We start from the raw sequence: 9,916 nt of genomic DNA, 5'->3' as shown, positions 1-9,916 counted from the left end.
ATCAGCGACAGATCCAGATCCTGTGTATCGACCCCCACGCGTTCGTACCAATTCCCGCTTCTCCGGTGAAGATGACGGACGAAGGGCCGGAAGGATGGTGAAGGATGGTGAAGGACGAGACCGCAGGGGCGGCCCGGCCCGCGTCGATCGCGCGGGTGACCGTCCGCTACTAGGCCGCCGCCAGGGACGCCGCGGGGGTGCCCCAGGAGGAGATCGGCGCGGATACGCTGGCCGCTCTGCTCGATGTCGTCGCGGCCCGCCACGGCGGGGCCCTGCCGGCGCTGCTGCGACGGTGCTCCTACCTCGTCGACGACCAGCCCGTGGGCCGGCGGGGGTCATCCTGCGTGACGGTTGCGTCGTCGAGGCCATCCCTCCCTTCGCCGGGGGATGACGCTGTTCGTCGCCGGCCCGAGGCCGCGCCTGGCTGGGACGGCGCGACGTGAGCCGCCCGAGCCGGACATGACAGCATGGGCCGGTGAGCGCAGGCGATCCTGGCAGGCCCCACGGCGTCCTCGTCCCGGACGAGGCTGCGTCCATCCCCGCAGCCCGCTGGGTGCCGGGCGCTTTGCCGTTGGCGGCCCTGGTGGCTACCGGCCTGGTGATGGCGGCCGCAGCCCTCGGCACGGGAGCCCTCGCGGCGGTCCTCATCGTCGAACAGATCGCGTTCGCCTGGGCCTGGGTCCGGATACTCCGGGCGTCGACCGGCACCACCCTGCTCGTGGCGGCCTGGGGTGTCCTCGGTGACGTGGTTCTGTTGGCCTCGGACCGGCACAGCTACGGATCGTTGGCCGGAGTCGTCGGGATCGCCGTGGCGGTCGTGATCCTCTACCAGCTCGCCCGACGCCGGTCAGCTCCCGTCTCCGGGGCAGGCCCGGTGTCCGCCAATGGTTCGAGTCCGGTGTCTGCCCATGGTTCGAGTCCGGTGTCTGCTAATGGTTCGAGTCCGCCGCCCGGTCCCGCCGGGCGGGTCGGTGCGGATCTTGCTGCGACGCTGAGTGGGATCATCTTCTGTGCGCTTTTTGCCGGTTACCTTGCGCTGCGCGCCGGGTCCGGCGCGCACTATCCGGCCGATCTGCTGGTCATCGCCGGCCTCCTCGGCGCGGGTGGCACGGTCGTGGTGGGCCGGCTAGTGGGATGGGCGGGCGTTCCGCTGGTGCCGGCCGGGGCGGTCGGCGTTCTGGCCGGCGCGGCGCTGGGGGCCGGCTTCGGTGCCCTCAACCCCGATCGTCTGACGGTGGGGGCCGCCGTCGCGATCGCCGCGGCGGGAGCGGCCGTGGCCGCCGTCATCGATCTGGTGCTGGCGCGGGCCCGTGACGCAGAGCCGCGGGTCGGCCCGGTCGCCACCTCGGCGCTGGTCGCGGACGTCCTGCTCACCGCCATCCTGCCGCTGGCCTCCGCGGCGCCACTGGTGTATTTCGTCGGGCGGCATCTGCCTGCGTGAGTCGATCGTCGGGCCGTGGCGGGGCTTGGACGGGAAGAGCCGGCCCGTCGGATGCTGTAGAAGCCGTGACCGGAATGTGGGTGTTGTCGGTGGCAACCGTGGCTGCGCTTGGACTGGGGGTGCTCATGCGGGCCCGGGACGGACGGTTCCGGCCGGTGGACGGCGGACTGCGGGCCGAATTCGCATCGTTGGGCGAGACGATGGGGGAGCGGGCGACGCTGCTGCAGTTCTCCACGGCGTTCTGCGCCCCCTGCCGGTCCACCCGTCGGGTGCTGGCAGGGGTTGCCGAGGTCGTGCCCGGGGTACGCCATGTCGAGGTTGATGCGGAGGCGCATCTCGACCTCGTCCGTCGGCTGGGGATCGGGCGGACTCCGACGGTACTGATCATTGACGGTCATGGCAGGGAGGTGCGGCGCGCAAGCAGTGCCCCGCCGACGCGTGCGGCGGTGTTCGCCACCCTCGAAGAGATCGTTTTCGATGGGATCAATCGGGCAGATGGTGATCCTTCGGATTCATCGTCGGCGGGTTAACACAGACGTGACGTTCACTGCTACCGTGACACGAACCATGTCCCAGATACAGCTTGTGAAGCGCCGCGCGGTCGACCTGTGCCGTGTACACAGCTGTCTGTGTCGTCTTTCCTGATCGTGGGTTGTGTCCCTCAGCCGTGATCGGCTGGCCCCGGTGCATCGCCACATCCGAGCGGGTAGTCCAAGCCGGAAGTCAGGAGAAGGCCTCGTGGTAGATCCTCGCGGTATGCGGTTCGCCGCTGCCGTCACCACGATCATGCTCGCCGTGGTACTGCTCGCCGGCAGCCGCTGGTTGCTGCTCGCGCAGACCGTGGTGTTCGGGGTGGGGGCGGTGGCCGGGGTCCGGTACGCGCCCTACGGGCTGGTGTTCCGTTCCCTGATCCGGCCGAGACTGGGGCCGCCCGCCGCCACCGAGGACGCCGCGTCACCCCGGTTCGCCCAGCTGGTCGGCGCGATCTTCGGCGTCGTGGGTCTCGTGGGATTCTTCGCGGGGATGCCGGCACTCGGTTACGTCGCGGTGGCCCTGGCCTTCGTGGCGGCTCTCCTCAATGCGGCGTTCGAGTTCTGTCTCGGGTACCACCTGTATCTTTTTCTCCATTCGATAACCGTGAAAGGAGCACGCACATGAGCCGTGAGAAGGCGCTGGTCGACGCCTCGTGGGTCAAAGCGAACCGTAACGACCCGAAGGTCGTCCTGGTCGAGGTCGACGAGGACGTCTCCGCGTACGACAAGGGGCACATCCCGGGCGCGGTGCGTCTCGACTGGAAGTCCGAACTTCAGGACCCGGTCATTCGTGACTTCATCAGCAGGGAGCAGTTCGAGAAGCTTCTCTCCGAGAAGGGGATCTCGAACGACGACATCGTCGTGCTCTACGGCGGGAACAACAACTGGTTCGCCGCATATGCATACTGGTACTTCAGCCTCTACGGCCACGCCGACGTCCGCCTGCTCGACGGTGGTCGCAAGAAGTGGGAGCTCGACAGCCGTGAGCTGACCACCGAGGTCACCCCGCGCCAGCCCACCAGCTACACCGCCCCGGAGCCGCGCACCGACATCCGGGCCTTCCGCGAGGAGGTCATCTCCGCGATCGGCGAGAAGGCCCTGGTGGACGTCCGGTCGCCCGACGAGTTCTCCGGCAAGCTGCTTGCTCCCGCGCACCTGCCGCAGGAACAGTCCCAGCGGGCCGGACACATCCCCACGGCGAAGAACATCCCGTGGGCGAAGACCGCGAACGAGGACGGCACGTTCAAGAGCAATGACGAGCTGACCGGCCTCTACACCGAGGCCGGGGTCGACCTGTCCAGGGACATCATCGCCTACTGCCGCATCGGCGAGCGTTCGGCGCACACCTGGTTCGCGCTGCACGAGTTGCTCGACCTGCCGAACGTGAAAAACTACGACGGTTCGTGGACCGAGTACGGCTCGCTCGTCGGCGTGCCGATCGAGAAGGGCACGTGAGCCATGTGCGGCGCCATCAGCGGTGGACCATCTGTGGAGGGAATTGACGTGGCCAAGGAGACTGTGATTCAGGGGGTCGTGGTGCAGAGCGGGGAGCCGGTTTCGACCGGTTATGCCCGCCTGCTGGACGAAGGCGGCGGTTTCACCGCCGAGGTTCCGCTGTCCGCGACGGGCCAGTTTCGTTTCTTCGCGCGGCCGGGGCAGTGGACCGTCCGGGCTCTTGTCCCCGGCGCGACCGGCGAGCGCAAGGTCGTCGCCCGTCAGGGTGAGCCGGTCGACACCCAGGTCGAGGTCGCGGCCTGACGTCGCGTTCTTTCGCCGGGCGGGGACAACGGGTTTCTTCCGCTGTCCCCGTTCTCACGCTGCCCCCGTTCTCATGCCCGGACCCGGCCACCGCGGTTGTTTCCCGCCGGTGGCACGACGGCCGAAGCGGTGCTCGCCGGTGGCGGAACCGTGGTCGGTACGGCGAAAGCCATCGGGCCGATCAAGAAACAGTGCAGACCGTTGTCGCGGGCGAACGCCACTGCGGAGCCCCGATCGGGGAACGGCGCGATGATCCGGTCGACCGCACGCTGGCCGGCGGCGGCGAAAAGGACGACCGCGAAGAGTACGTCGGCTTCTGCCATCATGCGATCATGAAAGCGCATTCCGGGAGGGTCTGAACACGTTTTCACGTGTTCCGTTCGTGGTCTGTCGTTGCGCGTGCGATGTCTTTTGCAAAGGCTCCGCCATACCGTGAATGAAGTGTGACTCTTGGTAGGCGGGCATCTCTTGGTGGAGGGCACTTGGAGACGCCTGCTCGGAGACGGCTCAGTCGGACACGCGGTGCAGGCGCGCGGACAGGTGCGACTGCATCGGCTTGCCCTCGGCCTCCATGTCGATCGCGTAGGCGAGATCGCCGCCCTCGACCAGGCCGTAGAGCCGCACCGACCGGGTGACGTCACGGGCGGTGGCGGTGCGGATCAGGACGTTGTGATCGAGATCGATACGGGTGCCGCTCACCGTGCCGACGTAGATCTCGGCGATACCGAACGGGTGGGCCAGCATCACCTCGACGACCGGCTTCCCGCCCTCCCCGGACTGGACCCGCCAGAACCCGGTCTCGGTCGCCAACGGGCTGCCGGGCTCGCGGCCGTCCCGGGGCTCGTCCGCCCACCAGGTGTGCGACACGTATCCCAGCGCCGGGCGGCCGTCCGCGGCGAAGGTGATCTCCTGGCCGTAGTGGAATCCGTCCAGGCCCTCGTAACCGCCGACCCCCTCGCCCCGCCAGGTCCCGACGAGGAAGGCCAGCGGTAGCAGGCTGGCGTGCAGATCAACGGTGTTCGTCGCCGCGCCGGACCGCGCCGATCCGGCCGCGGACCGCTTCCCGGCGCTCAGCGCTGACCCTCGTACAGCTTGTAGACCACGTAACCGGAGAACCAGGCGATCAGGACGGACATCGCCACCAGAAGCCCGGTGAAGAAGTAGTGCAGCACGCCTCTAGCCTAGACGACGAGATCACGGGACTCCTCGTGGCCGTACCGGTCCTGGTCACCTCAGGCGCCACGCGGCATAGCTGCGCGCCAGGGCGGCTTTTGGCAGACTGGCACGATGGCCCGCCCGCTCGTCGTCAAGGTCACCGCCGGGACGGATGCGCCGGAACGGTGTTCCCAGGCGTTCACGGTCGCGGCGGTCGCCGCCGCCGCCGGTACGGACGTCTCGCTCTGGCTTACCGGGGAGTCCGCCTGGTTCGCGCTGCCCGGCCGGGCGGAGGAGTTCAGCCTGCCGGAGGCGGCGCCGTTGCCCGATCTGCTCGCCGCCATCCTCGCCGAGGGGCGCGTCACCCTGTGCACCCAGTGCGCGGCCCGGCGCTCCATCGGCCCGGACGACGTCCTGCCCGGCGTCCGCATCGCCGGCGCCGCCGCGTTCGTCGACGAGGTTCTCGCGGACGGCGTGCAGGCCCTCGTCTACTGAGGAGCGCCCGGCCCAGACGTAACAGTCTGGACACAACGGCCTGGGTATAATGGGGGCGCGTGAATCGCCGGGAAGCACCGCGTCCTTCTCGGGACCGGGTCTCATCCCGGCTTCGTGGCCGAGCCGGCGTCGGCGGCCAGCTTGGCCCGCCACGCCTTCTCCCGCTCGATGGCGGAGGCGAATCCCATCGCTATCGCCGGGTCGAAGTTCTCGTCGGCGTAGGAGCCGACGCAGCCAAGGAGGCGGTCGATCTCCTCCGCGGTGACCGCCAGCAGCGGGACCTGCCCGGTGAGGAAGATGTCACCGACCCGGTCGATGGAGAAGTGCACCCCGTAGGTCTTCGCGTTGCGGCCGAGCAGGAATCCGTAGGTGCCCGTCGCGTTCTCCGCCGGGGCGCGCATAAAAAACGCCTCGACGAGCAGGGTGTGGTCCTGCACGACGAGCCACGTCATCGTGCGCAGCTTGTGCTCGCCCTCCAGCGCGACGAGGAACGAGCCGGTGTCGACATGGTCGTAGGCGAGACCGAGATCCTTGAGCGTGTCCTCGATCACCACGTCGAGCCGGTTGCGTTCCGCCGCGTCGATGGGTGCCGTCATGGCTGGGGCCTCCCCGGTAGCTGGTAGACGATGCCGGTTCCGGCGGAGATCCTTTCTCAGACGGCGACGGCGGTGGGGCTCAGCGCGTGCCGGTAGCTGCGCAGCACGCCATGGGCTGTGGCCGACCAGCCGAACCCACCGGCCCAGGCCACCGCTCCGGCGGAGAGCCGGGCCCGCCATCGTGGCTGGCGCAGCAGCCGATCCAGCGCGTCAGCATAGACGGCGGGGGTCCGACCGGCGACGAGCAGCCCGGAGACACCGTCGGCGACCGCGGTGCACAGGCCCCCGACCGCCGCGGCGACCACCGGAGTGCCGCAGGCCTGGGCCTCGAGCGCGACGAGGCCGAAGCTCTCGCTGTGACTGGGGACGACGACGGCGGTGGCCGCGCGGTACCAGTGGACGAGCTCCTGCTGCGGGGCCGGCGGTTGGAAGCGGACGCGATCGGAGATCCCGAGAGACGCCGCGAGCTTGACCAGGGCGTCGGGTTGTTCCAGACCGGATCCGCTGGGGCCGCCGACCACGGCGACGGTGAGCCGCGAGCGGCGGGCGGGATCGCGCCGCAGCAGTTCCGCGGCGGCGCACAGCAGCAGATCGGGTGCCTTGAGCGGTTGGATCCGGCCGACGAACAACAGCAGGTCGTCGGCGGGATCCACGCCGACGCGGGCCCGGGACTGCGCCATGTCACCTGGCCGGAAGACCTCCAGGTCGACGCCGGGCGCGACGACGTCGATCCGGTCCGACGCCGCGTCGTACAGATCGGTCAGGTGCCGGTACTCGTCCGCCGTGGAGGCGAGCAGCCGGGTGGCCCCCCCGATGACCTCCTGTTCGCCGAGCAGCCGGCTAGGCGGCTCCGGGCGGTCTCCGGCTGCCAGCGCGCCGTTCTTGATCTTTGCCAGCGTATGGGAGGTGTGCACGAGCGGGACACCCCATCGCCGTGCCACCGCGAGACCGACCTGACCCGACAGCCAGTAGTGCGAGTGGATCACATCGAACCACCCTGGTTCGTGCCCGGCCTCGGCGCGCAGCAGAGCTGCGGTGAACGCACACAGCCAGGCGGGAAGATCCTCCCGGTGGATCTCCTCGTACGGGCCGGCGTCGACGTGGCGGACCGTCACACCCGGCAACAGCTCGGCCGAGGTCGGCAGCTTGCTGCTCACCGCGCGGGTGAACACCTCGACCTCCACCCCCAACGCCGCGAGCTGCCGCGACAGCTCGACGACGTAGACGTTGAGCCCCCCGGCATCGCCCGTTCCCGGCTGCTCCATCGGTGAGGTGTGCATGGACAGCATCGCGACCCGGCTGGGCCGCCCGCGCCGTTCGGGCTCACCGCGGACCTGGGCGGCGCCGCTTCTGATCAGACGCATCGAGCACCTCCGCATCTCCACGTCCCCGGCGCCTGCCCGACACGACCCACCCTGCTGTGGACGAACACGTCTCCAACCGTTCTACCCGGCCGGTTGTCAGGTCAACTGTTGGTCTCCCCCCTTCGGGGTCCCGGCCGGCCCCTGGTCCGCCGGCCTGCCGGTCTGCCAGGGTGGATCCGTGACGAACTCCTCCCGTCGGGCGCGGCGGCTCGCGGCCGGACGGGCGCGTGCCCTCGGGATGCCCACCCGGGGTACCACCGCGCCGAACCGGTTGCGACGGATCGATCGCTGGACGCTCGACGCGGCCGCCGCGCTGCTGCGTGGGGCGGCGGATCCCCTGGTCGTCGATCTCGGCTTCGGTGCGTCCCCGGTGACCACGGTGGAGCTCTACGAGCGGCTGCGAACGGTGCGTCCGGACGTGCGCGTCGTCGGCCTGGAGCTCGACCAGGACCGGGTCGCCCGGGCCGTCCCGGCCGCGAGACCTCCCGGGCTGCGGTTCACCCGCGGCGGGTTCGAGCTTCCGCCGCCGGGGGAGCGCCCGGTGCTGGTGCGTGCCCTGAACGTGCTACGGCAGTATCCCGAGGCTGCGGTCCCCGGCGCGTGGGCGACGATGCTGGCGCGGCTCGCCCCCGGCGGGATGCTTGTCGAGGGAACCTGCGACGAGACGGGTCGGCGCGCCTGCTGGTTCGGTCTTCCGGCCCCGGGAGCGGCGCCGGCCTGGCTGCCGTCCGGCGCGCGGAGCCCGGCCGGGCCCACGCTGACCCTCTCCGCGCATCTGGCGAGCCTCGCCCGTCCGTCCGAGCTCGCCGAGCGGCTCCCCAAGGCGCTCATCGAGCACAACGTACCCGGCCATGACGTCCACCGGCTGTTCACGGCCTTCGACCGCGCCTGGGAGCGGGCCGCGCCGCGGGCCGTCTTTTCCCCACGCCAGCGGTGGATCGCCGCAGTGGCGGATCTGCAGGCCCAGGGCTGGCCGGTCCGCGGCGACCGGCGGCGCTGGCGGCTGGGCGAGCTGACCGTCGACTGGCCCCCGGCGGGCGGTTCGGACGTTCTGCCGGCGCGGTGCGGGACGTCCCGGCGGAGATCTGGCGGGACGCCCCGGATCGTGGGTCCGTCGGTCCCGCGTTCAGTCGGCGGGACGGCGGGTCACGGCGATCTTGTCGAGCACCGTGAGGTCGTCCGCGCGGGGCTGCCACTGACCGGCCACGGCATTCGCGCGCACCTGGACCGGGCTGGTCGCGCCGGCGATGACCGAGGCGACCCCGGGCTGGGCGGCCAGCCCGCCGATCGCGACGTCCAGCAGCGACCGGTCCCGCTCCCGCGCAAAGGTTTCCAAGGCGTCCAGCCGGTCGAAGACCTCGTCGGTCAGCTCGTCCTGCCGGCCGGCCAGCCGGGTGCCGGCACCTCGTCGCGCTGGTACTTGCCGGTGAGCAGGCCGTTCGCCAGCGGGTAGTACGGGATGACGCCGATGCCGTACTTCTGAGCGGCCGGCACGAGCTCTGCCTCCACGCCCCGTTCCAGCAGGTTGTAGTGGTTCTGTGCGGAGATGAAGCGGGTCGTCCCGGACGCCCGGGCGGTCCACTCCGCGTCGGCGACCTGCCAGGCATCGAGGTTGCAGGCACCGATGTAACGGGCCTTGCCCTCCTTGACGATCTCATCGAGGGCCTCGAGCGTCTCCTCGATCGGCGTGAAGGCGTCCAGGGTGTGCAGCTGGTAGAGGTCGATGTAGTCGGTCTGCAGCCGGCTCAGCGAACCCTCGACCGCCTTGCGGATGTACCGCCGGGACGCCCGCGCGCTGAAGTCCTGGCCGTACATGCCGCCCATGTCGTTGCCAAATTTCGTGGCGAGGACGACATCGTCGCGGCGGCCTCGCAGCACGTGCCCGAGAAGCGTCTCCGAGCCGCCCTTGTTCCCGTAGGTGTCGGCGGTGTCGAAGAACGTGATCCCGGCGTCGAGCGCCGCGTCGACGACCGCGCGGGTGCCGGTGAGGTCGACGCGCGAGCCGAATTGTTGCAGCCGAGGCCGACGACAGACACCAGTAGTCCGGAGGATCCCAGCGGGCGATAGCGCATGAGTTAATACAACACATCGGACCACGGGCCCCGGACACCAGGCCCCGGACCCGTGGTCGACCGGAACACGTCAATGATTGCCCGTTGGTGTTCCGGTGCGTCGATGTTCGCGGGCCGTTACTTCTCTGGGGCGGCCTCGGTCACGGCCCGGCCGACCGCCTCGGCCGCCTTGCGGCTCGAGGTGCGTGCGGCGCGGGTCTGGCTCACTGCCGTCCGGGTGTGCTGCACCGCCTCCTCCGTGGCCGGGCTGCGCCGGATGCTCGCCACCCGCTTCTCCCCCCGAGTGGCGAAGCTGTTGTAGAGGTGGGTGGCGCGTCCCTGCAGGTCGGAGATCTGGGAGGTGACGGTGGCCGGCAGCGCACGCACGGCCGTCCCGACCTGGGTCGGGACCCGCGCCGCCTGGGTGGGCAGCGCGCCGACCCGGTCGGAGATCTTCCGAACCTCGGTGCTGGTGGTCGTCGGCAGGGCGAGCAGCTTCGCCACAGCGAGATCCGCCGCTCCC

The 9,916-nt window shown here is 70.3% G+C and carries 13 protein-coding genes and 2 pseudogenes; 9 read left to right on the top strand and 6 right to left on the bottom strand.

What is annotated here, in order from left to right; translation table 11 throughout:
* Positions 1–197 precede the first annotated feature (197 nt).
* From AC08OQ_RS13200 to AC08OQ_RS13170, 7 genes are all read left to right on the top strand, one after another.
* The gene (locus tag AC08OQ_RS13200; protein WP_476602371.1) at positions 198–443 is read left to right on the top strand and encodes a hypothetical protein; all 246 of its coding nucleotides are present in this window, start codon (positions 198–200) and stop codon (positions 441–443) included.
* A gap of 32 nt (positions 444–475) precedes the next feature.
* Entirely contained in the window at positions 476–1,441 is a 966-nt protein-coding gene (locus AC08OQ_RS13195; protein ID WP_476602370.1) for a hypothetical protein, read from the top strand.
* Between the two features lie 89 nt (positions 1,442–1,530).
* Positions 1,531–1,971, top strand: coding sequence for a thioredoxin family protein (locus AC08OQ_RS13190; protein WP_476602369.1), 441 nt, complete (start codon positions 1,531–1,533; stop codon positions 1,969–1,971).
* Positions 1,919–2,086, top strand: a complete 168-nt coding sequence (locus AC08OQ_RS13185) for a putative leader peptide (protein ID WP_462187207.1) — start codon at positions 1,919–1,921, stop codon at positions 2,084–2,086. Before AC08OQ_RS13190 ends, AC08OQ_RS13185 begins: the two co-directional genes overlap by 53 nt.
* Positions 2,087–2,179: 93 nt before the next feature.
* Complete coding sequence (locus AC08OQ_RS13180) at positions 2,180–2,599, top strand: DUF4395 domain-containing protein (protein ID WP_476602368.1); 420 nt, start codon at positions 2,180–2,182, stop codon at positions 2,597–2,599.
* The gene (locus AC08OQ_RS13175; protein WP_476604484.1) at positions 2,596–3,429 is read left to right on the top strand and encodes a sulfurtransferase; all 834 of its coding nucleotides are present in this window, start codon (positions 2,596–2,598) and stop codon (positions 3,427–3,429) included. Before AC08OQ_RS13180 ends, AC08OQ_RS13175 begins: the two co-directional genes overlap by 4 nt.
* Before the next feature lie 3 nt (positions 3,430–3,432).
* Positions 3,433–3,732: a DUF1416 domain-containing protein gene (locus tag AC08OQ_RS13170; protein ID WP_476598711.1), complete on the top strand. Its 300-nt coding sequence runs from the start codon at positions 3,433–3,435 to the stop codon at positions 3,730–3,732.
* 71 nt (positions 3,733–3,803) lie between these two features.
* Here AC08OQ_RS13170 and AC08OQ_RS13165 read toward each other — a convergent pair whose 3' ends face one another.
* Positions 3,804–4,055 carry a hypothetical protein gene (locus tag AC08OQ_RS13165; RefSeq protein ID WP_476604483.1) on the bottom strand — a complete coding sequence of 84 codons (252 nt, stop codon included), beginning with the start codon at positions 4,053–4,055 and terminating at the stop codon, positions 3,804–3,806.
* A gap of 184 nt (positions 4,056–4,239) precedes the next feature.
* Positions 4,240–4,806 carry a nitrobindin family protein gene (locus AC08OQ_RS13160; RefSeq protein WP_476598717.1) on the bottom strand — a complete coding sequence of 189 codons (567 nt, stop codon included), beginning with the start codon at positions 4,804–4,806 and terminating at the stop codon, positions 4,240–4,242.
* Positions 4,807–5,019: 213 nt separating this feature from the next.
* On the opposite strand from AC08OQ_RS13160, the gene AC08OQ_RS13155 reads away from it, so the two are divergent.
* Positions 5,020–5,382, top strand: coding sequence for a DsrE family protein (locus AC08OQ_RS13155; protein WP_462187203.1), 363 nt, complete (start codon positions 5,020–5,022; stop codon positions 5,380–5,382).
* Between the two features lie 101 nt (positions 5,383–5,483).
* Here AC08OQ_RS13155 and AC08OQ_RS13150 read toward each other — a convergent pair whose 3' ends face one another.
* Positions 5,484–5,978: a type III secretion system chaperone family protein gene (locus tag AC08OQ_RS13150; protein WP_476598706.1), complete on the bottom strand. Its 495-nt coding sequence runs from the start codon at positions 5,976–5,978 to the stop codon at positions 5,484–5,486.
* Positions 5,979–6,034: 56 nt separating this feature from the next.
* A complete protein-coding gene (gene mshA / locus AC08OQ_RS13145) occupies positions 6,035–7,342 on the bottom strand; it encodes a D-inositol-3-phosphate glycosyltransferase (RefSeq protein WP_462187201.1) in 1,308 nt (435 codons plus the stop codon).
* A gap of 238 nt (positions 7,343–7,580) precedes the next feature.
* On the opposite strand from mshA, the pseudogene AC08OQ_RS13140 reads away from it, so the two are divergent.
* Positions 7,581–8,375: pseudogene (locus AC08OQ_RS13140) on the top strand (class I SAM-dependent methyltransferase); the annotation flags it as partial.
* Between the two features lie 93 nt (positions 8,376–8,468).
* On the opposite strand, the pseudogene AC08OQ_RS13135 reads toward AC08OQ_RS13140, so the two are convergent.
* A pseudogene (locus tag AC08OQ_RS13135) lies at positions 8,469–9,414 on the bottom strand (aldo/keto reductase).
* 117 nt (positions 9,415–9,531) lie between these two features.
* A partial coding sequence (locus AC08OQ_RS13130) for a hypothetical protein (RefSeq protein ID WP_476612080.1) occupies positions 9,532–9,916 on the bottom strand: 385 nt, incomplete at its 5' end.

This window comes from Frankia sp. CcCS3 (assembly GCF_977927575.1).
This window is presented reverse-complemented; position numbering and strand designations above follow the sequence as displayed.

What these genes read in the sequence shown, in the direction of transcription:
- AC08OQ_RS13150 (WP_476598706.1), bottom strand. Translation starts at nt 5,978, where the DNA reads ATGACGGCACCCATCGACGCGGCGGAACGCAACCGGCTCGACGTGGTG.
- AC08OQ_RS13155 (WP_462187203.1), top strand. Translation starts at nt 5,020, where the DNA reads ATGGCCCGCCCGCTCGTCGTCAAGGTCACCGCCGGGACGGATGCGCCG.
- mshA (WP_462187201.1), bottom strand. Translation starts at nt 7,342, where the DNA reads ATGCGTCTGATCAGAAGCGGCGCCGCCCAGGTCCGCGGTGAGCCCGAA.
- AC08OQ_RS13170 (WP_476598711.1), top strand. Translation starts at nt 3,433, where the DNA reads ATGTGCGGCGCCATCAGCGGTGGACCATCTGTGGAGGGAATTGACGTG.
- AC08OQ_RS13185 (WP_462187207.1), top strand. Translation starts at nt 1,919, where the DNA reads ATGGGATCAATCGGGCAGATGGTGATCCTTCGGATTCATCGTCGGCGG.
- AC08OQ_RS13175 (WP_476604484.1), top strand. Translation starts at nt 2,596, where the DNA reads ATGAGCCGTGAGAAGGCGCTGGTCGACGCCTCGTGGGTCAAAGCGAAC.
- AC08OQ_RS13165 (WP_476604483.1), bottom strand. Translation starts at nt 4,055, where the DNA reads ATGGCAGAAGCCGACGTACTCTTCGCGGTCGTCCTTTTCGCCGCCGCC.